Raw genomic sequence first — 24631 nt, 5'->3', positions numbered from 1 at the left:
AATGGGTTCGGTTCGCGTAGCCATCGTCGGCGTAGGCAACTGCGCCGCCTCGCTGGTGCAGGGCGTCGAGTACTACAAGGACGCCGACCCGGCGTCCAAGGTCCCGGGTCTGATGCACGTGCAGTTCGGCGACTACCACGTCGGTGACGTCGAGTTCGTCGCCGCCTTCGACGTCGACGCGAAGAAGGTCGGCCTCGACCTCTCGGACGCCATCGGTGCCAGCGAGAACAACACCATCAAGATCTGCGACGTCCCGAACAAGGGCGTCACGGTCCAGCGCGGCCACACCCTGGACGGTCTCGGTAAGTACTACCGCGAGACCATCGAGGAGTCCGCCGAGGCCCCGGTCGACATCGTCCAGATCCTCAAGGACCGCCAGGTCGACGTCCTCGTCTGCTACCTGCCCGTCGGTTCCGAGAACGCGGCGAAGTTCTACGCCCAGGCCGCCATCGACGCCAAGGTCGCCTTCGTCAACGCCCTTCCGGTCTTCATCGCCGGCACCAAGGAGTGGGCGGACAAGTTCACCGAGGCGGGCGTCCCGATCGTCGGTGACGACATCAAGTCCCAGGTCGGCGCCACCATCACCCACCGTGTGATGGCGAAGCTGTTCGAGGACCGCGGTGTCCGGCTCGAGCGCACCATGCAGCTCAACGTCGGCGGCAACATGGACTTCAAGAACATGCTGGAGCGCGACCGCCTCGAGTCCAAGAAGATCTCGAAGACGCAGGCCGTCACCTCGCAGATCCCCGACCGCGACCTGGGCGAGAAGAACGTCCACATCGGTCCCTCGGACTACGTGGCCTGGCTGGACGACCGCAAGTGGGCGTACGTCCGCCTCGAGGGCCGCGCCTTCGGTGACGTCCCGCTGAACCTGGAGTACAAGCTCGAGGTCTGGGACTCCCCGAACTCCGCGGGTGTCATCATCGACGCCCTGCGCGCCGCGAAGATCGCCAAGGACCGCGGCATCGGCGGCCCGATCCTGTCGGCGTCCTCGTACTTCATGAAGTCCCCGCCGGTCCAGTACTTCGACGACGAGGCCTACGCCAACGTCGAGAAGTTCATCCGCGGTGAGGTCGAGCGCTAACTCGACCCGCACGGAAAATTCGCTCCTGCCAGGGCTGAGAAGGGTCCCCGGGTCGCATGACCCGGGGACCCTCCCCGTATGTGAGGCTGGGCCCCATGGCCGTCGTCCGTGATCTGCGCGTCCTGCTGCGCTTCGGGAACTTCCGGCGACTGCTCGCGGTGCGACTGCTCTCCCAGTGCGCGGACGGCGTCTACCAGGTCGCGCTCGCCACCTATGTCGTCTTCTCCCCGGAGAAGCAGACCTCCGCCGGCGCGATCGCCTCCGCCATGGCGGTCCTGTTGCTGCCGTACTCCCTCGTCGGCCCCTTCGCCGGTGTCCTGCTGGACCGCTGGCGCCGCCGGCAGGTCTTCCTCTACGGCAACCTGCTGCGCGCCCTGCTGGCCTCCGTGACGGCCGTCCTGATGATCGGCCATGTCCCCGACTGGCTCTTCTACGTCTCCGCGTTGTGCGTCACCGCGGTCAACCGCTTCGTCCTCGCCGGCCTTTCGGCGGCCCTGCCACGCGTCGTCGACGGCGAGCGCCTGGTGATGGCCAACTCCCTCTCCCCGACCGCCGGAACGCTGGCCGCGGTCGCGGGCGGCGGTCTCGCCTTCGTCGTCCGGCTGGTGGTGGCGGACTCCGACGCCGCGGTGGTGCTGCTGGGCTGCGCGCTGTACCTGTCCGCCGCGCTCGCCTCCCTGGCCATGGCCGCGGATCTGCTCGGACCCGACCGCGATCTGGTCCAGCCCCGGCTGATGAGCGCGCTCCGAGGCACCGCCCGCGGCCTGTCCGCAGGTCTGCGTCACCTGGCCGACCCGAAGCGCAGGGAGGCCGCCTGGGCGCTGGGCTCGATCTCCCTGATGCGGTTCTCCTACGGCGCCCTGACCGTCATGGTGCTGATGCTGTGCCGGTACGCCTGGTCGTCCGACCCGGACGACGGGCTGGCTTTGCTGGGGCTGGCGGTAGGAGTCTCAGGGGTGGGCTTCTTCGTCGCCGCGGTGGTCACCCCGTCGGCTGCGGGACGACTGGGCCCGGCCCGCTGGATCGTCGTCTGCTCCGCGGCCGCCTCGGTCCTCGTGCTCGCCCTCATGCTGCCGTTCACGCAAGTCACCACGTTCGTCGCGGCCTTCGTGCTGGGGCTGGTCACCCAGGGCGCGAAGATCGCCACCGACACCATCGTCCAGTCGTCCGTGCGGGACGGCTTCCGCGGCCGGATCTTCTCCCTCTACGACGTCCTGTTCAACGTCGCTTTCGTCGGCGCCGCGGCCGTCGCCGCCCTGATGCTGCCTCCAGACGGACGTTCCATCGCGCTGGTGGTCACGGTCGCCGTTATCTACGGAACAGTTGCTGCCGCTATGGCCCGCTTTGAACGTCGGCAAGTGTCACATCAATGACACAGACTCCGGCTCCGGCTACAGGGTTGTCAGTGGGGGCCGGTAACTTACGTGAGTCTTACTTCGCGAGTGATTTCGCGCCACACGCCCAAAGTTTTCTAGGGGGACCTCCAAGTGTCGACTCCGCCGCCCCACGGCCAGAACCCGTTCGCGCAGCAGGGCCAGCAGCCCTACGGCCAGCCCCAGGGCCAGCCCCAGGGGCAGGCGCCGTACCCGCCGCAGCCCGGCTACCCGCAGCCGGGCGCCGCTCCCTACGGCGCGGTCCCGCCGGAGCAGCCCCGCCGCAAGGTCAGCTTCAAGCTGATCAAGAACGTCGTGATCGTTCTCGCTGTCATCGGCGTGGGCATCGGCGCCTACATATCCAGCCAGGACGACGCCAACACGGCGGCGGTCGGCGACTGCATGCACCGAGGCAGCAGCAGCGACGACAACCCCGACCTCGAGGTCGTCAAGTGTGACTCCTCGCAGGCGCAGTACATCGTGCTGGCGAAGGTCGAGGGCACGTACACCGCGCTCACGGCCGACAGCAAGTGCGAGGAGAAGGCCAAGGACTTCCAGTACTCGTACACCGAGACCGGTGACGGCAGTAACTTCCTGCTCTGCCTGAAGGACTACAAGAAGTAGGGCAGTTGCTGAGAGGGGCGGTGTTTCACGTGAAACACCGCCCCTTCCCATGTGTGCCTGCCGCATCACCGGGGTCATGTTTCACGTGAAACATGACCCCGTTTCACGAACTCAGCCCTGCTCGGCCCACCACTCCTTGAGCGCCGACACCGCCGCGTCGTGCTCCATCGGCCCGTTCTCCAGGCGCAGTTCCAGCAGGTGCTTGTACGCCTTGCCGATGGCAGGTCCGGGGCCGACGCCGAGGATCTCCATGATCTGGTTGCCGTCGAGGTCGGGGCGGATCGCGTCCAGCTCCTCCCGCTCCTTCAGCTGGTGGATGCGCTCCTCCAGCCCGTCGTACGCCCGTGAGAGCGCGGCCGCCCTGCGCTTGTTCCGCGTCGTGCAGTCCGAGCGGGTCAGCTTGTGCAGGCGGTCGAGGAGCGGTCCCGCGTCCCGCACGTAGCGGCGCACCGCAGAGTCCGTCCACTCACCGGTGCCGTACCCATGGAAGCGCAGGTGGAGTTCGACGAGCCGGGAGACGTCCTTCACCAGTTCGTTGGAGTACTTGAGAGCCGTCATGCGCTTCTTCGTCATCTTCATTCCGACCACCTCGTGGTGGTGGAACGAGACGCGGCCGTCGCTCTCGAAGCGGCGGGTACGCGGCTTGCCGATGTCGTGCAGCAGCGCGGCCAGCCGCAGAGTCAGGTCGGGGCCGTTCTCCTCCAGGGCGATCGCCTGCTCGAGGACGATCAAGGTGTGTTCGTAGACGTCCTTGTGCCGGTGGTGCTCGTCACTCTCCAGCCGCAGGGCGGGGAGCTCGGGCAGCACATGGTCGGCGATGCCGGTGTCGACCAGCAGCGACAGCCCCTTGCGCGGGTTCGCGGAAAGGATCAGCTTGTTCAGCTCGTCCCGTACCCGCTCGGCGGAGACGATCTCGATGCGGCCGGCCATCTCCTTCATCGCCGTGACGACCTCGGGGTCGACCTCGAAGTCGAGCTGGGCGGCGAAGCGGGCGGCGCGCATCATCCGCAGCGGGTCGTCCGAGAAGGACTCCTCCGGCGTACCCGGGGTGCGCAGCACGCGCGCCGCGAGGTCCTCGAGGCCACCGTGCGGGTCGATGAACTCCTTCTCGGGAAGCGCCACGGCCATGGCGTTCACGGTGAAGTCACGCCGGACGAGATCCTGCTCGATGGAGTCGCCGTACGACACCTCGGGCTTGCGCGAGGTGCGGTCGTAGGCCTCCGACCGATAGGTGGTGACCTCGATCTGGAAGCATCGATCGACGTCGCCGACGCGGGCATCCTTCTGGACCCCGACGGTGCCGAACGCGATCCCGACCTCCCACACGGCGTCCGCCCAGGGGCGGACGATCTTCAGTACGTCCTCGGGGCGGGCGTCCGTCGTGAAGTCCAGGTCATTGCCGAGCCGGCCGAGCAGCGCGTCCCGGACCGAGCCGCCGACCAGGGCGAGAGAGAACCCGGCCTCCTGGAAACGGCGGGCGAGGTCGTCGGCGACAGGGGCGACCCGCAGCAGTTCACTGACCGCGCGGTGCTGCACCTGGCTCAGGACGCTGAGATTGTCTTCGTTGGCGTTCGGCACAACAGAAGAGGGTACGTGGCCCGGCCGACCGGGGGCGCCCCGATTTGCCTGATCGGACATCACCCGCGATAGCCGGGCAAGACAGCCTCTTGGCGTCTACATAGCCATTACCACTCATACACAGAGATAGCGGACGATCCGACCGGCTTCCGCGATCTTGTGGAGCAGTCCGCGGCACTTCCCCTCGGCGCGCATCGTTACCATGCGTGGACGCACATTCCGACGACCACTGACGACGACGAGGGACGGGCGAACGCGTGGCCGAGGCGGCAGACTTTCCGGGGATGACTCCCTCACCTGCCCGCCGGTGGCTGCGGCGCACCGGCGCGCTGCTCGCCGGGGCGCCCCTGCTGGCCGGTCTTCTCCAGCTGCCCGCCACCCCCGCGCAGGCCGTCGGCCAGACCTCCGTCAAGGAGGCCTCCGACGCCGGCACGGTGGCTGTCACCGTCGACACGCTCAGCCCCGCCGCTCCCACCGACGGGGACACCCTGACGGTCTCCGGCACGGTCACCAACAACGGCAAGCAGGCGGTCACGGACGCCCACGTGGGTCTGCGGGTGGGTTCCGCGCTCACCACCCGCTCGGCGATCGACAGTGCCGCCAAGCGCGCGGACGCCCTCTCCGGCAATGACGGCTCCGAGGTGGGCGGCAAGTACGTAGCCGAGTTCGCCAAGCTCACACCGGGCGTGTCCGAGCACTTCAGCATCTCCGTCCCGGTCGACAAGCTCGACCTGGACGACGACGGCGTCTACCCGCTCAGTGTCTCCCTCGCGGGCGAGACGTCCGCGCAGCAGTGGGAGCAGGTGCTGGGAGTCCAGCGGACCTTCCTGCCGTGGCAGCCCGAGGAGGCGGACACCCCGACCCGGACGACGGTGCTGTGGCCGCTGGTCTCCACCGTCCACATGTCGGCGGAGACCGGTTCCAACGCACAGCAGACGCCGGTCTTCCTCAACGACGACCTGGCCGAGGAGCTCTCGCCCGGTGGCCGCCTGGAGCAGCTTCTGAGCCTGGGCAAGGAGCTCGACGTCACCTGGGTGATCGACCCGGACCTGCTGGCGTCCGTCGACGCCATGACCGGCAGCTACCGGATCCGGGGCGACGGGGACACCACCACCGCCGGCACCCACCAGGCGGTCGCCAAGCAGTGGCTCGACGATCTCCAGGAGGCGGTGCTCGGCAAGGAGGTCGTGGCGCTGCCCTTCGCCGACCCCGACCTGGCCTCGCTCGCCCACAACGGCACCGGCGTCGCCGGCTCCCTGAGCCAGCTCAAGGCGGCCACCGACGTCGCCGCCACCACCGTGGAGACCGTGCTCCATGTGACCCCGAACACCGACTTCGCCTGGCCGGTCGACGGCGCCGTCGACCCGTCGATCGTCAAGGTCGCCACCTCGGCAGGCGCCGACAAGGTGATCGCGCGCAGCGACAGCCTGACGGAGAACGGCGATCTCACCTACACCCCCTCCGCGGCCCGGCCCATCGGCGGCGGCACCACGGCGGTGGTCGCGGACGCACGGTTGTCGACGGCGTTCAAGGGCGATCTGACCAAGGCCTCCACCTCCACGCTCGCCGTGCAGGAGTTCCTCGCGCAGAGCCTGGCCCTGACCCTGCAGACAGGCAAGCAGCGCAGCGCCGTCGTCGCCCCGCAGCGCATGCCGACCGTGAGCCAGGCCCGGTCGCTGGCGGAGGCGGTCGGCGCCCTCCAGGGCGGTACCTGGTCGCAGTCCCAGCAGCTCGCGGCGGCAGCCAAGGCCAAGCCCGACCCGGACGCCACCACGAAGGTGCCGTCGAGGTCGGCGTACCCCTCCTCGCTGCGCAAGCAGGAGCTGCCCCGGTCGGCCTTCGAGCAGATCGCGTACACGCAGGACAAACTCGACAACTTCAAGGTGATCCTCGCCAACGAGGCGCGGGTGGTGACGCCCTTCGGGCGGGCCATGAACCGTGAGATGTCCACGTCCTGGCGGGGCCGGAGCACCGCCGCGAGCTCGTTCCGTCAGGGTGTGCAGGCCTATCTCGACACCCTCACCGGCCAGGTCAAGCTGATCGACAAGTCCGAGACCAAGCTCTCCGGACGCAGTGCGACGATCCCGGTGACCGTGCAGAACAACCTGGTGCAGGGCGTCGACCACCTGGTCCTGAGGCTCACCTCGAAGAACCCGACCCGCCTCGAGATCTCCGACGAGGCCTACGCCGAGCAGCGGGTGACGGTCTCCGGCGGGCACACCACGACGGTGAAGTTCACCACGTCCGCCAAGGTCAACGGGCAGACGACGGTGGTCGCCCAGCTGTACACCGAGGACGGCCAGAAGTACGGCGAGGCAGTCGCCTTCGACGTGCGGGTCACCGAGATCACGGCCACGGTGATGCTGGTCATCGGCGGTGGAGTCCTGCTGCTCGTGCTGGCCGGCTTCCGGATGTACACGCAGCGCAAGCGCGCCGCGGCCCGGGAAGCGGAAGAGACCGACGAGATCGACGAGACCGAGGAAGACGGCGAGGACCGTTCCGGCGGCGAGGACGGTGCCGGCGGCGAGGACCGTTCCGACGCGACGGGCAGGCCCGCCGACGGCCCGGAGAACGCCGGGGACCGGGAGAATCGTCCCGAGAAGGAGTCCGGCGGCCGAGCAGGGGCAGCCGACCCGGAGCAGCCGAGTGACGAGACACCGGACACCGCAGCGGAAAGCGCCGACCCGTCCGGCACGGGTGAGAGAGTGGACCGTTGAGGAAGTCGTGGCCGGTGGGCCCGGGACGATGAGGTGGGGTAACCATGAACGCGCCGTACGACGGTGACCGCGGCCGGGCCGCGGGCGGCTCGGGCCACCCCGAGGGCCCGCCACCCGAGCCTGGCCAGGTGCCGCCGCAGCACCCGGCGGACATGTACCTCCAGGACGCCTACGACCAGGACCCCTACCGGGCCCAGGACCTCACCGCGCAGGACCCGGTCGCCGAGGCGCTCTACGACCGTGCCGCGCACCCCCCGCCGCCGCCGGGCATGCAGCAGCCGCAGCAACCGCTGTACGGGCGGCCCCCGCAGTCCCCGTACGCCCCCGACCCGCGGGTGTGGGCCCAGACCCCGGCACCCGAGCCGGAGGGCCCCACCCAGTACCTGCCGTACGGCGACGACCCCCGTACGACGCAGTTCGTGGGCGTGGACGACCTGGTCACGCACTCCGGCGAGGAGCAGCACCAGCCCGACGCCTTCGCCCACCTCTTCCGGGACCAGCAGCAGGGCGGCGCCCGCTCCCCGGAGTCCCCGTCGGTACCCGGCCCGGCGCACGCTCCGGGCGGACCGGGAGGGGCACCGGCGTACCAGGCGCCGGTGGCGGCGTCCGCCGCGTCGGACCAGACCATGAACCTCACCGCCACGCCGGCCGGGCCCCCCGCCGCTTCCGCCCCCGCCGCTTCGGCCCCCGCCGCCAAGAAGGGCGGACGCGCCGGCGGCCTGCTGAAGTCCAGCGCCGTCATGGCGGCGGGCACGATGGTGTCCCGCCTCACCGGCTTCGTCCGCTCCGCGCTGATCGTCTCGGCGCTGGGCGTCGGTCTGCTCGGCGACACCTTCCAGGTCGCCTACCAGCTGCCCACGATGATCTACATCCTGACCGTCGGCGGCGGCCTCAACTCGGTCTTCGTGCCGCAACTCGTGCGGGCCATGAAGGAGGACGAGGACGGCGGCGAGGCGTACGCCAACCGCCTGCTCACGCTGGTCATGGTGGCGCTCGGCCTGCTCACGGTCGGCGCGGTCGCCGCGGCGCCCGTCCTGATCCGCCTCCTGTCCGACTCGGTCGCCAGCGACCCGGCGGCCAACGAGGTCGGCATCACCTTCGTCCGCTACTTCCTGCCCTCGATCTTCTTCATGGGCGTCCACGTGGTGATGGGGCAGATCCTCAACGCGCGCGGCAAGTTCGGCGCGATGATGTGGACGCCGGTCCTCAACAACATCGTCATCATCGTGACGCTGGGCATGTTCATCTGGGTCTACGGCACCTCCGCCGACTCCGGCATGAAGGTCACGACCATCCCGCCGGAGGGCGAGCGACTCCTCGGCATCGGGGTCCTGCTCGGCCTCGTCGTGCAGGCCCTCGCCATGATCCCGTACCTGCGTGAGACCGGTTTCCGGCTGCGGCTGCGCTTCGACTGGAAGGGCCACGGCCTCGGCAAGGCGGCGACCCTCGCCAAGTGGACCGTCCTGTTCGTCCTGGCGAACCAGGCCGGCGCGCTCGTCGTCACCCAGCTGTCCACGTCCGCGGGCAAGGACTCACCGGTCGACGGCACCGGCTTCTCCGCCTATGCCAACGCCCAGCTGATCTGGGGACTGCCGCAGGCCATCATCACCGTCTCCCTGATGGCCGCCCTGCTGCCCCGTATCTCCCGCTCGGCGGCCGAGGGCGACGCCGGCGCGGTCCGCGACGACATCTCCCAGGGCCTGCGCACCACGGCCGTCGCGATCGTCCCGATCGCCTTCGGCTTCCTCGCCCTCGGCATCCCGATGTGCACGCTGATCTTCGGTTCCTCCGGCACCAGCGAGGCCACGAACATGGGCTTCATGCTGATGGCCTTCGGCCTCGGCCTGATCCCCTACTCCGTGCAGTACGTCGTGCTGCGCGCCTTCTACGCCTACGAGGACACCCGGACCCCCTTCTACAACACCGTCATCGTGGCGGCGGTCAACGCGAGCGCCTCGGCGATCTGTTACTTCGTCCTGCCCTCCCGCTGGGCCGTGGTCGGCATGGCGGCCTCTTACGGCCTGGCGTACGCGATCGGCGTCGGCGTCGCCTGGAACCGGCTGCGCAAGCGGCTCGGTGGCGACCTCGACGGCTCCCACGTCCTGCGGACCTACGCCCGACTGTGCATCGCCTCCGTCCCGGCCGCCCTGATCAGCGGCGCGGCCTGCTACGGCATCGGCCACAGCCTGGGCCAGGGCGTCCTGGGATCCTTCGCCGCGCTGCTGGCCGGCGGGGTCCTGTTGCTCGGCATCTTCTTCGTCGCCGCCCGCCGCATGCGCATCGAGGAGCTCAATTCGCTCGTCGGCATGGTTCGCGGACGCCTGGGTCGCTGAGTCAGGGGGTAGGCGCACAACCATCGTCCGCCGCCGCGTGTCGTGCATAGCGGCGGACTGTGGGCACAATTGGGTTCGGCGTCGCACGGCGCGCACGAAGCCGGACGGCGCGCACTGAATGGGGAGGCAGGAACGACGGTGGCGGAACGGAGCACAGCTGCCGTCGACGTGGCAGACAACAGCGGTGACAAGCCGCTGACCGCACAAGCGGACCAGTCCACGGCCGACGGGGTGGTCAAGAACCGGGAGCAGGACACGGACAGCGACGAGGCACAGGGGAGCGGCGGGGCGGAGCGTCCCGGGAAGGCCTCACCGCCGGAACTGCACAGCGGTCACAAGCTCGCCAGGCGCTATCGCCTCGAAGAGTGCGTCACCCGTCTGGACGGTTTCAGCAGTTGGCGTGCGGTCGACGAGAAACTCCGTCGTGCCGTGGGCGTCCACATCCTGCCCGCGGACCACACCCGGGCCCGTTCGGTGCTGGCAGCGGCCCGCTCGTCCGCCCTGCTCGGAGATCCCCGGTTCGTCCAAGTACTGGACGCCGTCGAGGAGAACGACCTCGTCTACGTGGTCCATGAGTGGCTGCCCGACGCCACCGAGCTGACCGCGCTGCTCGCGGCCGGCCCGCTGGAGCCGCACGACGCCTACCAGATGGTGAGTCAGATCGCCTCCGCCATGGCCGCCGCCCACCGCGAAGGCCTGGCACATCTGCGTCTGAACCCCAACGCCGTTCTGCGCACCTCGTCGGGCCAGTGGCGCATCCGCGGCCTCGCGGTGAACGCCGCCCTGCGCGGTGTCACCACCGATACTCCCCAGCGCACCGACACCGAGGCGATCGGCGCCCTGCTGTACGCGGCGCTCACCCAGCGCTGGCCCTACGAGAACGACGCCTACGGCCTCTCGGGGCTGCCCAAGGACATCGGTCTCATCGCCCCCGACCAGGTGCGCGCCGGCGTCCACCGGGGCCTGTCGGAGCTGTCGATGCGCGCCCTCGTCAACGACGGCGCGACCGCCTCCCGGCACGAGGCCGCCTGCACGACGCCGGAGGAGCTGGTGAAGGCGATCGGCGAGATGCCCCGCATCCGCCCGCCGGAGCCCGCGTTCACCGCCCCGCCCGAGTACCAGCGCACGACGTACCAGCAGGGCACCTACGGCCGTCCCTCGCCGCACCAGGGCGCCACCCAGCAGGTGGCAGCCCCGCCGCCCCCGCTGCAGAGCCGCACCGGCAAGGCGCTGAAGTGGGCGGTCTCCGCCCTCCTCATCGCCGCCCTCGGCCTGGGCAGCTGGCAGCTGGCGGACGCCCTGATGGACCAGAGCCGGTCCGAGGACCCCAACCAGACGCAGACCACCGACGAGGGCGACAAGAACAGCACCGCGCCCAAGCCGGTCACGACGCTCAAGATCCAGGATGCCGCCGAGTACTACCCGGACGGCAAGCCCCAGCACCCCGACGACGCGAAACTGACCTACGACAACGACAGTTCCACGTACTGGCGGTCGTACTCCTTCGACGACGGGCCCGTGCTCGCGCCGTTCAAGAAGGGCGTGGGCATCGTCTACGACCTCGGCTCCGAGCAGAGCGTCTCGGCGGCCTCGATAGGGCTTCGCTACGACGGCAACTACACCGCCGCGAGTCTGTACGCGGCCGATTCGCTGTCCTCGTCGGCATCCCTCACGTCCATGACGAAGATCGCCGACGCCAAGACGTCCGGACAGGAACTGAGGATCTCCGCCAAGACACCGGTGAAGACGCGGTACGTTCTCGTATGGATCACCGCCGCGCCGTTCGGGTCGGGTGACCAGTACAGCGGCTCCGGCTACAAGCAGGCCATCACCGACGTGAAGTTCACGGGCTGACGTCTCACCCCGGGGGGAGGAGGTCCGATGGCGGAAGGCGCCGGATATGACGAAGCGAGCGACCAGGACCTCCTCACCCGCCACGTAGAGGGCGACCCCGAGGCCTTCGGTGAGCTCGTACGGCGTCACCGCGACCGACTCTGGGCGGTGGCCCTGCGCACGCTGGGAGACCGCGAGGAGGCCGCTGACGCCGTCCAGGACGCTCTCGTGTCCGCCTACCGGGCCGCCCACACCTTCCGCGGCCAGTCCGCCGTCACGACCTGGCTGCACCGCATCACGGTGAACGCCTGTCTGGACCGCGCCCGCAAGGCGGCTTCCCGCAAGACCTCACCGGTCGACGACACCGAGCGACTGGAGCAGCTGCTCGAGCCGCACGAGTCGGCGTCCGCGCCCGCCGAACGCAACGACCTGCACCGCCAGCTCCTCGAAGCGCTCGGCACCCTCCCTCCCGACCAGCGAGCCGCCCTCGTCCTCGTGGACATGCAGGGCTACCCGGTCGCCGAGGCCGCCCGCGTGCTCGACGTGCCGACCGGGACGGTGAAGAGCCGCTGCGCCCGGGGCAGAGCCAGACTCCTGCCGCTCCTCACTCATCTGCGGCCGGCCGGCACCGGCGGCGACAGAGAAAACGGCGCAGGACGGAACCGGGCGCAGGGGACATCCGTCCCACCGGCAGCGGAACCTCGGGACGAGGGACCGGGCAACGCCGGGACAGGCGATTCAGCTGCTGTGAAGGGCGGAGGTGGGCGAGCGTGACCTCGACGAAAGACACGACCGGGCACCCGGACGTCGCGGAGATCTCCGACCTCACCGAGGGCCTGCTCGCTCCCTCCCGGAGCGCCGACGTGCGTCGGCACCTGGACGACTGCGAGCTCTGCGCGGACGTCCACGCGTCCCTCGAGGAGATCCGTGGCCTTCTGGGCTCCGTCCCCGGCCCGCCGCGCATGCCGGACGATGTCGCTCATCGCATCGATGCCGCACTCGCCGCCGAGGCGCTGCTGAACGCCACGGCGCCGGAGAACGCGGACACCTCGTCGTCGGTCGACGCCGTCACGACCGGGACCGACGCGCTCCATGTTTCACGTGAAACAACAACGGCCGCGGACCGACCCGCCGGGCGCGGCCACGCCGCCACCGGCCCGGGCCGCAAGGAGCGCAAGCGGGGCGGCCGCCGCAGAATCGCTGTCCTCGGTGCGGTCCTCACCGTTGCCGCGCTGGGACTCGGGTCCGTCCTGGTGTCGTCACTCACGGACGGCGGAGGCCCCGGCACTTCGGCTCATCAGTCGACCGGGCCGGACACCTTCTCCGCGAGCGGGCTGGAGGGGCAGGTCAACGATCTCCTCACCAAGGTCGCGGCCCCCCGTGGCCCGCACAGCCTGGGTATCCAAGGAACATCCGAGGCCGCGTCCCCCGGTGACCAATCGACCAAGATCCTCCGGCAGCCCGTGGTGCCTTCCTGCGTTCAGCAGGGCATCGGTCGCGACGACACGGCACTCGCCGTCGAGGACGGCACGTACCAAGGGAAGGACGCCCTCCTCGTCGTGCTGCCGGACACATCCGACAGCACGCGGATCGACGCCTACCTCATGGACAAGACCTGTGTGGATCATCCGTCGGCGAGTCCGGCGAAGGTTCTGCTGACGAACTCCTACCCGCGCCGCTGACGACCGACGTCCCGTCTCGCTGCTTGCGCCGTGTCCCCCCGTCATCCCCTGCCGTGTGGTCCCTCCGTGTGCCCGGACACACCGGGAATGCGCGCCCCTTAGGATCCGTTGGGTGGGTGAGAGTCCAAGTAGCTCCCACCGCTCAACCGATGCAGTCCAGAGACGAGGAAACAAGCCGTGAGCGACGTCCGTAACGTGATCATCATCGGCTCCGGGCCCGCCGGCTACACCGCGGCGCTGTACACCGCACGCGCGTCGCTGAAGCCGCTCGTGTTCGAAGGCGCCGTCACCGCGGGCGGCGCTCTGATGAACACCACCGAGGTGGAGAACTTCCCCGGCTTCCAGGACGGCATCATGGGCCCCGAGCTCATGGACAACATGCGCGCCCAGGCCGAGCGTTTCGGTGCCGAGCTGATCCCCGACGACATCGTCTCCGTCGACCTCACGGGTGAGATCAAGACCGTCACGGACACCGCAGGCACGATCCACCGGGCCAAGGCCGTCATCGTGACCACCGGCTCCCAGCACCGCAAGCTCGGCCTGCCGAACGAGGACGCCCTCTCCGGCCGCGGTGTCTCCTGGTGCGCCACCTGTGACGGCTTCTTCTTCAAGGACCAGGACATCGCCGTGATCGGCGGCGGCGACACCGCGATGGAAGAGGCCACCTTCCTCTCCCGCTTCGCCAAGTCCGTGACGATCGTCCACCGCCGGGACACCCTGCGCGCGTCCAAGGCGATGCAGGAACGCGCCTTCGCCGACCCGAAGATCAAGTTCGTCTGGGACAGCGAAGTCGCCGAGATCCAGGGCGACCCGAAGCTGGCCGGGCTGAAGCTGCGCAACCTCAAGACGGGTGAACTCTCGGACCTCCCGGTGACCGGCCTCTTCATCGCGATCGGCCACGACCCGCGCACCGAGCTCTTCAAGGGTCAGCTCGACCTGGACGAGGAGGGCTACCTGAAGGTCGCCGCGCCCTCCACCCGGACGAACCTGACCGGCGTCTTCGCCGCCGGCGACGTGGTCGACCACACCTACCGCCAGGCGATCACCGCGGCCGGCACCGGCTGCTCCTCCGCTCTCGACGCCGAGCGCTACCTCGCCGCCCTCGCGGACGAGGAGCAGGCCGAGCCCGAGAAGACCGCCGTCTGACCCTCCTCCCGCCCCACCGCACAGAGAATTAAGGAGCCCCCTGTGGCCGGCACCCTGAAGAATGTGACCGACGCCGACTTCGACGAGGTCGTCCTCAAGAGCGACAAGCCCGTCCTGGTGGACTTCTGGGCCGCCTGGTGCGGCCCGTGCCGCCAGATCGCTCCCTCGCTCGAGGCCATCGCCGCCGAGCACGGCGACAAGATCGAGATCGTCAAGCTCAACATCGACGAGAACCCGGGTACGGCCGCCAAGTACGGCGTCATGTCGATCCCGACGCTGAACGTGTACCAGGACGGCGAGGTCGCCAAGACCATCGTCGGTGCCAAGCCGAAGGCCGCGCTCGTCCGCGACCTGGAGAGCTTCATCTCCGAGTGACGCTGAGCCGTCCCGCCGACGGCTGATGTTTCACGTGAAACACGAATGGGCCGGCCCTGAGGGGCTGGCCCATTGCGTTACCGAACTCTTCAGAGCGGGCGCAGCGCCGGCTCCTTCTGCACTGCGCCCAGCAACCGGTCGAGCGCCATCTCCACGTCTTCCTTCCAGGAAAGCGTGGTTCGCAGCTCCAGCCTCATCCGAGGATGAGCCGGATGCGGACGCACCGTCTTGAAGCCCACCGCCAGCAGATGGTCGGCCGGCAGGACACAGGCCGGCTCCTTCCAGCGTGCGTCGCCGAACGCCTCGATCGCCTTGAAGCCCCGCCGCAGCAGATCCTTGGCCACCGTCTGGACCATCACACGGCCGAGCCCCTGCCCCTGGTAGCCCGGCATGATGAACGCGGTCATCAACTGCACGGCGTCCGGCGACACAGGGCTCGTGGGGAACGCCGTCGAGCGGGGCACGTAGGCGGGTGGCGCGTAGAGCACAAACCCCACGGGAACGTCGTCCACATAGACGACCCGGCCGCAGGACCCCCAGTCCAGCAGGACAGCCGAGATCCAGGACTCCTTCTCCAGAGCGGACGTCCCCGCCCTTACCGCGGCCGCACTGCTGACGGGGTCCAGCTCCCAGAAGACACACGCCCGACAGCGCTTGGGTAGGTCTTGAAGGTTGTCCAGCGTGAGCGGTACGAGCCGACGCCCCATGAAGGCTGTTCCTCGCTTCCTTCGCTCGCAGCGTCGCGAGCGGCTGTCAGAGCGCTCCGTTCCCTGAGCAGACTGCCGACGAACCCGCCGACCGCGCCCAGGCCCAGCCCGGCGCTCACCAGTCCGGTCCGGCTCATCATTCGCATGGCCCCCGCCTCCCGCTCCGAGGTACTGCCAGGTGGATGCGCCACAACCCCATCGCATCGTATCCACGATGCGATTCCATCGATACCGCCTGAAAGCAAAGAGCGAGCCGTGTTCCGGTACACACCGGACACGGCTCGCTCACAGGCTCCATGGCCGACAGGCGCTCGGCCAAGCCGCGGCTCAGTCTTCCGACTCCTCGGCGTCGCCGTCCACCAGGCCCTTCTGCAGGACAGGACCCTCGCCGGGCGCGAGCGAGTCGAGGATGCGCTCCAGGTCCTCCATGGAGGCGAACTCGACAGTGATCTTGCCCTTCTTCTGCCCGAGGTCGACTTTCACCCGGGTTTCGAAGCGGTCCGAGAGCCGGGTCGCCAGGTCGGTCAGTGCCGGGGAGACCCGGCCGCCGGCCCTCGGTCCCTTGGCACGCTGAGCCGTCTGCGGACGCGAACCCATGAGGGTCACGATCTCCTCGACGGCCCGCACCGAAAGTCCCTCGGCCACGATGCGGTGGGCCAGCCGGTCCTGCTCCTCCGAGTCATCGACCGAGAGAAGAGCCCGGGCGTGACCGGCGGAGAGCACTCCTGCCGCGACCCGGCGCTGAACCGCCGGCGAGAGCTTCAACAGGCGCAGCGTGTTGGAGACCTGCGGGCGGGATCGACCGATGCGGTCCGCCAGCTGGTCGTGCGTGCAGTTGAAGTCCTTCAGCAGCTGGTCGTAGGCGGCTGCCTCTTCCAGCGGGTTCAGCTGGGCCCGGTGAAGGTTCTCCAGAAGGGCGTCCAGGAGAAGCTTCTCGTCATCCGTGGCACGCACGATCGCCGGGATCGCCTCCAGGCCGGCTTCGCGGCAGGCCCGGAAACGCCGCTCGCCCATGATCAGCTCATAGCGGGCGGGGCCCAGCTGGCGCACGACGACCGGCTGGAGCAGGCCGACCTCCTTGATGGAGGTGATGAGCTCGTGCAGCGCGTCCTCGTCGAAGACCTCACGGGGCTGCCGCGGGTTCGGCGCGATGTGGTCGAGGGGAATTTCGGCGAAGTGGGCGCCGACGGGCGGCGCGGGTGTCTCCACGGAGCCGTTCGCCGACAGCTCCTCCGTTTCACGTGAAACAGGCAGCAGCGCGGCCACCTTCGCCGCTGCCACCCCACGGTCGGTCGTCAGAACCGGCATGGCTGCGGGGGACATGGATCCTCCGCTGCCCACCGCGGCCTGCGCCGGTGTCTTCTCCGTCGGGGCAGCAGGGATCAGCGCACCAAGACCGCGGCCCAGCCCCCTCCGTCGCTCACTCACTGAATGCCCTCCACCATGTTCGCGTTGTTCTGGGCGCCGATATGGGCGTGTGTCGCGTCGTAGCTGACGCCGACACCCCGCAGCGCCAGCTCTCGTGCTGCCTCAAGGTAGGAGAGAGCACCACTCGATCCCGGATCGTAGGTCAGCACCGTCTGGCCGTAGCTCGGCGCCTCGGAGATACGGACCGAGCGGGGAATGCTCGTCCGCAGCACCTCCTCCACGAAGTGGGTGCGCACCTCCTCCGCGACCTGCGACGCGAGACGCGTCCGGCCGTCGTACATGGTGAGCAGAATGGTCGACACATGCAGGGTGGGATTGAGGTGTCCCCGCACCAGGTCGACGTTGCGCAGCAACTGCCCCAGACCTTCCAGCGCGTAGTACTCGCACTGGATCGGGATGAGGACCTCGGCGCCGGCCACCATCGCGTTGACCGTCAGCAGGCCGAGCGACGGCGGGCAGTCGATGAGGATGTAGTCCAGCGGCTGCTCGTAAGCCTGGATCGCTCGCTGGAGGCGGCTCTCACGTGCCACCAGGGACACCAACTCGATCTCCGCGCCGGCGAGATCGATCGTGGCGGGAGCGCAGAAGAGGCCTTCTACATCGGGAACGGGCTGGACGACTTCCGCGAGCGGGCGACTGTCGACCAACACGTCGTAGATGGACGGAACCTCGGCGTGGTGGTCGATTCCCAGGGCGGTGGACGCGTTGCCCTGGGGGTCGAGGTCGACCACCAGGACTCGGCCACCATGCAGGGCCAGGGAAGCGGCAAGGTTGACGGTCGTCGTCGTCTTGCCCACCCCGCCCTTCTGGTTGGCGACGACGATCACACGGGTCTGCTCAGGACGTGGCAGGCCCTCGCCGGCGCGGCCCAGAGCCTCCACCGCGAGTTGGGCAGCACGACCGATCGGGGTGTCGTCCATCGGGGGCGGTGTTTCACGTGAAACATCCTCCCCAAAAGACTCGGTACGGGGACCGGGGACCGGATCGGTCATCGGTCCCGCGATGTTGGCGTCGGACCGCAAGGATTCACTCTCCTCGACTTCAGGCTCGCAATGCACAGAGCCTCCCATGGCTTCGGGGTCGTGAACCAGTGAGGCCTGGTGTTCTGTGGAGAAATCCACCTCTGTGGACAACTCCCGTCCCTCATCGAGTGAACCGAGAGGCTTGCGGTCGCGGGGTTCGGCTGCGGCGCGACCGCGGCTGATGATGCCGTGGAGCAGGGAGCGACGTTTCACGTGAAACACGATGCACAGCCCCGGTGGCCGGATCCCTCACGACACTCCGTGATGCGTAGCTTTGGCTGCTTGTGTGGAGTACGTCTCAGCGGCGTCGGCGCGTTCGACTGGTCCGGGCCGCCTTGGCCCGCTTGGCGGCGAACCTCACACCGCCCGGGCTCTCCCCGACCTCGACCCGCACCACCGTGGACAGCGGGTCCACCACGCCCTCACCGACATGCAGGATCGAGGTGCCCACGGCTCCCAGCTTGCTCAGTGCGGTGGACGCGCTCTTCAGCTCCTCCTCGGCGGTGTCGCCCTTGAGAGCGAGCATCTCGCCGTAGGGGCGCAGCAGCGGGATGCCCCACGTGGCCAGGCGGTCCAGCGGCGCCACCGCACGGGCGGTCACCACATGCACCGGCGGCATCGTGCCCATGACCTCCTCGGCACGACCACGCGCGACCGTCACGTGGTCCAGGCCCAGAAGTTCGACAACTTCGGTGAGGAAGTTGGTCCGTCGCAGGAGCGGCTCCAGCAGGGTGATCTTCAGATCCTCCCGCACGAGCGCCAGGGGAATGCCGGGCAGTCCGGCACCCGAACCGACGTCGCAGACGGTCACGCCCTCGGGCACGACCTCGGAGAGCACCGCACAGTTCAACATGTGCCTCTCCCAGAGGCGGGGCACCTCTCGTGGGCCGATGAGCCCACGCTGCACGCCTGCCTCGGCCAGAAGCTCGGCGTACCGGACCGCATCACCGAAGCGATCGCCGAATACCTCTCGTGCCACCTCAGGCGCAGGGGGGAGTTCCGCTGCCTCCGTCACGGGGACCGTCCTTCCGTACCGCATCAGCGCTGCGAGCGCCTACCACCAGAACTACCGGGCTGACAAAGTTCGGCCCCGTCTGCGCAACAGACGGGGCCGGAGACACGTACGTACCGAATCAGTTGGGCAGGACGACGACGAAGCGCTGCGGCTCCTCGCCCTCGGACTCGCTGCGCAGGCCGGCGACCTTGACCGCGTCGTGGACGACCTTGCGCTCGAAGGGCGTCATGGGCTTCAGCTTGACCGGCTCACCGCTGTTCTTCGCGTCCGCCGCGGCCTTGGCACCCAGCTCGGAGAGCTCGGCACGCTTCTGGGCACGGTAGCCCGCGATGTCCAGCATCAGCCGGCTGCGGTCGCCGGTCTCCCGGTGAACGGCCAGGCGCGTGAGTTCCTGGAGCGCCTCCAACACCTCGCCGTCCCGGCCGACCAGCTTGAGCAGGTCACGGGTGCCCGCGTCGCTGATGATCGACACAGAGGCGCGGTCGGCCTCGACGTCCATGTCGATGTCGCCGTCGAGATCGGCGATGTCCAGCAGACCCTCGAGGTAGTCCGCCGCGATCTCGCCCTCTTGCTCCAGGCGGGTCAGGGTGTCTGCACCCTCGGCGGCGGCGGAGGTGGTGCCTTCCGTCACGGGATGGGCTCCTTCTTACTTCTTGGACGGGGACTTGGGGCGCTGCGGGCCGCCCTTGCGCTGCCCGGACTGGGCCTTGCTACGGCCTCCGCTGCCGGCGGGCTTGGGAGCGGCCTGCTTGGCCGTACCGGCGGATCCGGAGGGCTTGGCGTCCTCCGGCTCGTCGGACTTGCTCAGGGAGATGGTCTCGTCGGCACCCTTCGCAGCGGCCGTGGACTGGCGCTGCGACTTCGACTGACGCTTGGGCTGCTGCCGCTTGGCGGCGGCCGCGCTCGTCGGTGTGCCGTCCTCGGCCTGGGCCGCGGCCTGGGCCTCGCTCTTGATCACGGTGCCGTCGGCCTGGGCGGCGAAGCCCACCTTGGTCAGACCGTTGATGAACTTGCGCTCGGCGTCGTTGCGGTCACGGCCCTTGGCCACGATGGCCTTGACGATGGCCCGCTCGCCGCGGCTGCGGGTCTTGCCGTGGTGCGTGACGTGCTTGTACAGGCGCTCCAGGTACGCGGCCTGAGCCTTGGAACCCGGGGTCGGGTTGTTGCGGATCACGTACATCTGCTGGCCCATGGTCCACACGTTGGTGGTCAGCCAGTAGACGAGGACACCGACGGGGAAGTTGATGCCGAAGACGGCGAACATGACGGGGAAGACGTACATCAGCATCTTCTGCTGCTGCATGAACGGGGTCTTCACCGAGGTGTCGACGTTCTTCGTCATCAGCTGGCGCTGCGTGAAGAACTGCGACGCCGACATCATGATGATCATGATCGCGGTCACGATGCGGACGTTGGTCAGCGAGGCGTCGAACGGCACCAGGTCCGCGGCGCTGTCCGTGAACTTCGCGGCCAACGGGGCACCGAAGATGTGCGCCTTCTGCGCGCTCTCCAGAAGGCTCTCGTTGATCACGCCGATGGTGTCACCGTTGGCGATGCCGTTGAGCACGTGGTACAGGGCGAAGAAGAACGGGGACTGCGCCAGGATGGGAAGGCACGAGGAGAGCGGGTTGGTGCCCGTCTCCTTGTACAGCTTCATCATCTCTTCGGACTGACGCTGTTTGTCGTTCTTGTAGCGCTCCTGGATCTTCTTCATCTCGGGCTGCAGCGTCTGCATCGCCCGCGTCGCCTTGATCTGCTTCACGAAGAGCGGGATCAGGCAGATACGGATCAGAATCACCAGGGACACGATCGACAGGCCCCAGGCCCACCCGGTGTCAGGGCCGAAGATGGCCCCGTACACCTTGTGGAACTGGACGATGACCCAGGAGACAGGTGTCGTGATGAAGCTGAAGAGGCTGGCAATCGTGTCCACTAATCATGCTCCTTGGGCATGGGACGGTGTCTCTGCGGCCGGGCTCGAAGGAGAAGGAAGTCCCTCTTCGGTGGCCGTTTCGGCGGCGGAGGTCCCGCCCCTGCGTGCACGCCAGGCGTCACGCAACATTTCGTGCCACCGCGGGCGCTTACGCGGCGGAACATGGTCCACGCCACCGAGCGACCACGGATTGCACCGCAGGATCCGCCAGGCGGTAAGTGCCGTTCCCTTGATCGCGCCGTGCCGGTCGATGGCCGTGAAGCCGTAGTGGGAGCACGACGGGTAGTACTTGCACACCGGCCCGAGCAGTGGACTGATCGTCCACTGGTAGAGCTTGATCAGAGCCAGCAGCGGGTACTTCATCGCGCGCCCCCTCCCAGTAGCCGTTGAAGGGCGGCATCCAGGTCTTGGGCCAGCTGTGCGTGGTCGGCGTCGCCCGCCCCGGGCAGCGCCCGTACGACTACCAGGCTACCGGGGGGCAACAGGGTGACCCGGTCGCGCATCAGATGACGCAGTCTGCGCTTCACCTTGTTGCGTACGACCGCGCCGCCCACGGCCTTGCTCACGACGAAACCCGCACGCGTCGGGGGAGCGCTCTCCCCAGGCGCGTGCGGGTCCGTGGCACCGCTTCGAAGATGGACCACGAGGGTCGGGCGGCCTGCCCGACGACCTCGTCGTACAGCGGTCGCGAATTCCTCGCGCCGCCTCAGCCGATGCTCGGTAGGCAGCACGACGTCATGACCTGATCAGGCTCAGGCGGACAGGTTGGTGCGACCCTTGCTGCGGCGGTTCGCCAGAATCGCGCGACCGGCACGGGTGCGCATCCGCAGGCGGAAGCCGTGGGTCTTGGCGCGACGACGGTTGTTCGGCTGGAAGGTGCGCTTGCTCACTCGGGGGCTCCAGAAATCAATCGGTGGTGGCGGGGTGCCGTCCTGGCTGTCACCGTGCGCCCACGAGGTAGCTCGCGGTTAAACGCCCGAGTGCACCGCTTCCCGATCACCTGACGTGATCTGTGCCCATCGGAGGCAGGCGGCAGCAGCCATCGACAACTCGACCTGGTTACGGTACGCGCGGCTGCGCCATTCGGTCAAACCGGCGGTCACGGGAGACACTATCCACAGGCTGGGGACAACAACTTGAACCGTAGCCGTCGCCCTGACTACCGTGGCTGAACTCCGATTCGTTCCTTTGTCCCTGCCCCCGCCCGATATGAATCCCGACCGTCCCACAACCACACGTTCGTGGGACCCACGAGAGAGCGTGCCCTGTGGCTGACGTGCCTGCCGATCTTGCCGCAGTGTGGCCACGAGTACTGGAGCAGCTCCTCGGGGAGGGCCGCGGCCAGGGTGTCGAGGTGAAGGACGAGCACTGGATCCGGCGCTGCCAGCCGCTGGCGCTGGTCGCCGACACCGCCCTGCTCGCGGTACCGAACGAGTTCGCGAAGGGCGTCCTCGAAGGCCGCCTCGCCCCGATCGTCAGCGAGACGCTGAGCCGCGAGTGCGGGCGGCCGATCCGTATCGCGATCACCGTCGACGATTCCGTCGGCGAACCCCCGGCGCAGCCGGCACCTCCCTCGCAGCAGCAGTCCCGCTACGAGGAGGCCGAGCTCCCCGCCGGCCCCTACGACGGTCAGGACGGCCGGTACGAAGGCCAGGGGGACGGCCGGTACGACACCGGCTACGACACGTCGCGCGAGAACCAGCGCGAGAACCAGTACGAGGGCTACGGCCGGCACCGCGCCGAACAGATGCCCCCTACGCCCGGCGACCAGCCCGGCTCGCGCCCGGACCAGATGCCCACCGCGCGGCCCGCGTACCCGTCGGAGTACCAGCGCCCGGAGCCCGGCGCCTGGCCTCGGCCGCAGCAGGACGAGCACAGCTGGCAGCAGCAGCGGCTCGGCTTCCCGGAGCGCGACCCCTACGCGTCGCCCTCGTCGCAGGACACCTACGGCGGTCCCGCGTCCCAGGCCCCGTACGGCGCCCCGCCGCAGCAGGACTCCTACGGCGCGCCGTCGCAGGACTACCGTCCCCAGTCGATGGAGCGGCCGCCCTACGATCCCTCGCCGTACCGGCAGAAGCGCTCGGAGTACGAGCAGTCGCGCTCCGACTACGACCAGCGCGACACCGGCCGGCGTGAGCTGTCCGACCCGTCGGCCGGCCCCGGTCATCCGCACCGCGGCGGCCCGGCCGGTCCCGGTCAGCCCGGCGCCGGCGGTCCGGGCCAGTCGGCCAAGCAGTCCTCGCCGACGCCCGGCCCCGGAGAGCCGACCGCGCGCCTGAACCCGAAGTACCTCTTCGACACCTTCGTCATCGGCGCCTCCAACCGGTTCGCGCACGCGGCCGCCGTCGCCGTCGCCGAGGCACCCGCGAAGGCCTACAACCCCCTGTTCATCTACGGGGAGTCGGGCCTCGGCAAGACGCACCTGCTGCACGCCATCGGGCACTACGCGCGGAGCCTCTACCCCGGCACGCGCGTGCGCTACGTGAGCTCCGAGGAGTTCACCAACGAGTTCATCAACTCCATCCGCGACGGCAAGGGCGACAGCTTCCGCAAGCGGTACCGCGAGATGGACATCCTGCTCGTCGACGACATCCAGTTCCTCGCGGACAAGGAGTCGACGCAGGAGGAGTTCTTCCACACCTTCAACACGCTCCACAACGCCAACAAGCAGATCGTCCTGTCCAGCGACCGGCCGCCGAAGCAGCTGGTGACGCTGGAGGACCGGCTGCGGAACCGTTTCGAGTGGGGCCTGATCACCGATGTGCAGCCGCCCGAGCTGGAGACGCGGATCGCGATCCTGCGCAAGAAGGCGGTCCAGGAGCAGCTGAACGCACCGCCGGAGGTGCTCGAGTTCATCGCGTCCCGGATCTCGCGCAACATCCGCGAGCTGGAGGGCGCGCTGATCCGGGTGACGGCGTTCGCGTCGCTCAACCGGCAGCCGGTGGACCTGGGCCTGACGGAGATCGTCCTGAAGGACCTGATCCCCGGTGGCGAGGACTCCGCCCCCGAGATCACCTCGACGGCCATCATGGGCGCCACCGCCGACTACTTCGGGCTGACGGTCGAGGACCTGTGCGGCACCTCGCGCGGGCGCGCGCTGGTGACGGCCCGGCAGATCGCCATGTACCTGTGCCGCGAGCTGACGGACCTTTCGCTGCCGAAGATCGGCGCGCTGTTCGGCGGCCGTGACCACACGACGGTCATGCACGCGGACCGCAAGATCCGCAATCTGATGGCCGAGCGGCGCTCCATCTACAACCAGGTGACGGAACTGACCAACCGCATCAAGAACGGCTGACGGCATCGCGGAACGCCTCGCAGACGTCACGGAGGGCGCCCCCGGAGGAGATCCGGGGGCGCCCTCCGTCGTGCCGGGCGCGGGTGGCCCGGCGGGGCACGGCGGGGCCCGGCCCGGGGTGGACACGGCCGGGGCGGCCCGGGGCGGACACGGCCGGGGCGTCGCGAGATGGGGCGGGCACGGCCGGACGTGAGGCGGACGGCCGGACGTGAGACGGAAGCCGGGCGACAGCGGCCCCACCCGCGCCTCTGGCCGACGCGGGGCTGGGCGAACGCGGACGGGGCGGACGCGGGGCAGGGCGGGGCGGGGCGGGTGGAACGCGGGGCGGGGCGGACGCGGGCGTCGGCCGGAGATCGCTACCGGGCTTGATCCGGGGCCCGGCACAGGTCGGACGCGGGCCCGATCCGCGCTTGATCCTGAGGTCGTCCCGAGCTCATGCCGAGCCCATCCCAAGCCGGCCTAGGCCGCTCCCGAGCCGCTCCC

Annotated in this window: 21 protein-coding genes; 11 read left to right on the top strand and 10 right to left on the bottom strand. The window is 69.1% G+C overall.

Annotation, left to right across the window (positions count from 1 at the left end; translation table 11 throughout):
* Window position 1 precedes the first annotated feature (1 nt).
* From ASD48_RS37350 to ASD48_RS37340, 3 genes are all read left to right on the top strand, one after another.
* Complete coding sequence (locus ASD48_RS37350) at window positions 2–1084, top strand: inositol-3-phosphate synthase (protein ID WP_057606318.1); 1083 nt, start codon at window positions 2–4, stop codon at window positions 1082–1084.
* Window positions 1085–1179: 95 nt separating this feature from the next.
* Window positions 1180–2457 carry an MFS transporter gene (locus tag ASD48_RS37345; protein ID WP_057606317.1) on the top strand — a complete coding sequence of 426 codons (1278 nt, stop codon included), beginning with the start codon at window positions 1180–1182 and terminating at the stop codon, window positions 2455–2457.
* Between the two features lie 114 nt (window positions 2458–2571).
* Window positions 2572–3081, top strand: coding sequence for a hypothetical protein (locus tag ASD48_RS37340; RefSeq protein WP_057606316.1), 510 nt, complete (start codon window positions 2572–2574; stop codon window positions 3079–3081).
* A 111-nt stretch (window positions 3082–3192) separates the two neighbouring features.
* Here the strand turns inward: ASD48_RS37340 and ASD48_RS37335 are convergent, their stop codons facing one another.
* Window positions 3193–4659, bottom strand: a complete 1467-nt coding sequence (locus tag ASD48_RS37335; RefSeq protein ID WP_057606315.1) for a CCA tRNA nucleotidyltransferase — start codon at window positions 4657–4659, stop codon at window positions 3193–3195.
* 257 nt (window positions 4660–4916) lie between these two features.
* Between ASD48_RS37335 and ASD48_RS37330 the strand changes: the two genes are divergently transcribed.
* From ASD48_RS37330 to trxA, 7 genes are all read left to right on the top strand, one after another.
* On the top strand, window positions 4917–7376 hold the full coding sequence (locus ASD48_RS37330; RefSeq protein ID WP_057606314.1) for a DUF6049 family protein: 2460 nt from the start codon (window positions 4917–4919) through the stop codon (window positions 7374–7376).
* Window positions 7377–7420: 44 nt separating this feature from the next.
* The gene (gene murJ / locus ASD48_RS37325) at window positions 7421–9709 is read left to right on the top strand and encodes a murein biosynthesis integral membrane protein MurJ (protein WP_057606313.1); all 2289 of its coding nucleotides are present in this window, start codon (window positions 7421–7423) and stop codon (window positions 9707–9709) included.
* Between the two features lie 138 nt (window positions 9710–9847).
* The gene (locus tag ASD48_RS37320) at window positions 9848–11563 is read left to right on the top strand and encodes a protein kinase family protein (RefSeq protein ID WP_057606312.1); all 1716 of its coding nucleotides are present in this window, start codon (window positions 9848–9850) and stop codon (window positions 11561–11563) included.
* 27 nt (window positions 11564–11590) lie between these two features.
* The gene (gene sigM, locus ASD48_RS37315; RefSeq protein ID WP_057606311.1) at window positions 11591–12316 is read left to right on the top strand and encodes an RNA polymerase sigma factor SigM; all 726 of its coding nucleotides are present in this window, start codon (window positions 11591–11593) and stop codon (window positions 12314–12316) included.
* Window positions 12313–13224, top strand: coding sequence for a hypothetical protein (locus ASD48_RS37310; RefSeq protein WP_057606310.1), 912 nt, complete (start codon window positions 12313–12315; stop codon window positions 13222–13224). Before sigM ends, ASD48_RS37310 begins: the two co-directional genes overlap by 4 nt.
* Before the next feature lie 177 nt (window positions 13225–13401).
* The gene (trxB, locus tag ASD48_RS37305; protein WP_057606309.1) at window positions 13402–14370 is read left to right on the top strand and encodes a thioredoxin-disulfide reductase; all 969 of its coding nucleotides are present in this window, start codon (window positions 13402–13404) and stop codon (window positions 14368–14370) included.
* A gap of 42 nt (window positions 14371–14412) precedes the next feature.
* Entirely contained in the window at window positions 14413–14745 is a 333-nt protein-coding gene (trxA, locus tag ASD48_RS37300) for a thioredoxin (protein ID WP_020130654.1), read from the top strand.
* An 89-nt stretch (window positions 14746–14834) separates the two neighbouring features.
* Here the strand turns inward: trxA and ASD48_RS37295 are convergent, their stop codons facing one another.
* From ASD48_RS37295 to rpmH, 9 genes are all read right to left on the bottom strand, one after another.
* Window positions 14835–15452, bottom strand: a complete 618-nt coding sequence (locus tag ASD48_RS37295) for a GNAT family N-acetyltransferase (protein ID WP_057606308.1) — start codon at window positions 15450–15452, stop codon at window positions 14835–14837.
* 327 nt (window positions 15453–15779) lie between these two features.
* A complete protein-coding gene (locus tag ASD48_RS37290; RefSeq protein WP_057606307.1) occupies window positions 15780–16880 on the bottom strand; it encodes a ParB/RepB/Spo0J family partition protein in 1101 nt (366 codons plus the stop codon).
* The gene (locus ASD48_RS37285) at window positions 16877–17950 is read right to left on the bottom strand and encodes an AAA family ATPase (RefSeq protein ID WP_078615788.1); all 1074 of its coding nucleotides are present in this window, start codon (window positions 17948–17950) and stop codon (window positions 16877–16879) included. Before ASD48_RS37285 ends, ASD48_RS37290 begins: the two co-directional genes overlap by 4 nt.
* Window positions 17951–18200: 250 nt before the next feature.
* Window positions 18201–18917, bottom strand: a complete 717-nt coding sequence (rsmG, locus tag ASD48_RS37280; RefSeq protein WP_028806977.1) for a 16S rRNA (guanine(527)-N(7))-methyltransferase RsmG — start codon at window positions 18915–18917, stop codon at window positions 18201–18203.
* Window positions 18918–19035: 118 nt separating this feature from the next.
* Window positions 19036–19548 (bottom strand): R3H domain-containing nucleic acid-binding protein, encoded by a 513-nt coding sequence (locus ASD48_RS37275; RefSeq protein ID WP_020130649.1) that lies wholly within the window; start codon window positions 19546–19548, stop codon window positions 19036–19038.
* Window positions 19549–19563: 15 nt separating this feature from the next.
* Window positions 19564–20850 (bottom strand): membrane protein insertase YidC, encoded by a 1287-nt coding sequence (gene yidC / locus ASD48_RS37270; protein ID WP_057606306.1) that lies wholly within the window; start codon window positions 20848–20850, stop codon window positions 19564–19566.
* A gap of 3 nt (window positions 20851–20853) precedes the next feature.
* Window positions 20854–21213, bottom strand: a complete 360-nt coding sequence (yidD, locus tag ASD48_RS42915; RefSeq protein WP_078615782.1) for a membrane protein insertion efficiency factor YidD — start codon at window positions 21211–21213, stop codon at window positions 20854–20856.
* Window positions 21210–21581, bottom strand: coding sequence for a ribonuclease P protein component (rnpA, locus tag ASD48_RS42910; RefSeq protein ID WP_079074216.1), 372 nt, complete (start codon window positions 21579–21581; stop codon window positions 21210–21212). Before rnpA ends, yidD begins: the two co-directional genes overlap by 4 nt.
* Window positions 21582–21602: 21 nt before the next feature.
* Window positions 21603–21740, bottom strand: a complete 138-nt coding sequence (gene rpmH / locus ASD48_RS37260) for a 50S ribosomal protein L34 (RefSeq protein WP_020130646.1) — start codon at window positions 21738–21740, stop codon at window positions 21603–21605.
* Window positions 21741–22117: 377 nt separating this feature from the next.
* Between rpmH and dnaA the strand changes: the two genes are divergently transcribed.
* Window positions 22118–24148 carry a chromosomal replication initiator protein DnaA gene (gene dnaA / locus ASD48_RS37255; protein ID WP_079074215.1) on the top strand — a complete coding sequence of 677 codons (2031 nt, stop codon included), beginning with the start codon at window positions 22118–22120 and terminating at the stop codon, window positions 24146–24148.
* The last annotated feature ends 483 nt before the right edge of the window (window positions 24149–24631 follow it).

It is taken from the genome of Streptomyces sp. Root1310, from assembly GCF_001426425.1.
GTDB lineage: Bacteria > Actinomycetota > Actinomycetes > Streptomycetales > Streptomycetaceae > Streptomyces.
Note: the sequence above shows the minus strand (reverse complement) of the source record. Positions and strands in the feature narration are given on the sequence as shown.

Coding starts and splice junctions, on each gene's coding strand:
- ASD48_RS37350 (WP_057606318.1), top strand. CDS start 2: ATGGGTTCGGTTCGCGTAGCCATCGTCGGCGTAGGCAACTGCGCCGCC.
- ASD48_RS37345 (WP_057606317.1), top strand. CDS start 1,180: ATGGCCGTCGTCCGTGATCTGCGCGTCCTGCTGCGCTTCGGGAACTTC.
- murJ (WP_057606313.1), top strand. CDS start 7,421: ATGAACGCGCCGTACGACGGTGACCGCGGCCGGGCCGCGGGCGGCTCG.
- sigM (WP_057606311.1), top strand. CDS start 11,591: ATGGCGGAAGGCGCCGGATATGACGAAGCGAGCGACCAGGACCTCCTC.
- ASD48_RS37295 (WP_057606308.1), bottom strand. CDS start 15,452: ATGGGGCGTCGGCTCGTACCGCTCACGCTGGACAACCTTCAAGACCTA.
- ASD48_RS37285 (WP_078615788.1), bottom strand. CDS start 17,950: ATGGGAGGCTCTGTGCATTGCGAGCCTGAAGTCGAGGAGAGTGAATCC.
- yidD (WP_078615782.1), bottom strand. CDS start 21,213: ATGAAGTACCCGCTGCTGGCTCTGATCAAGCTCTACCAGTGGACGATC.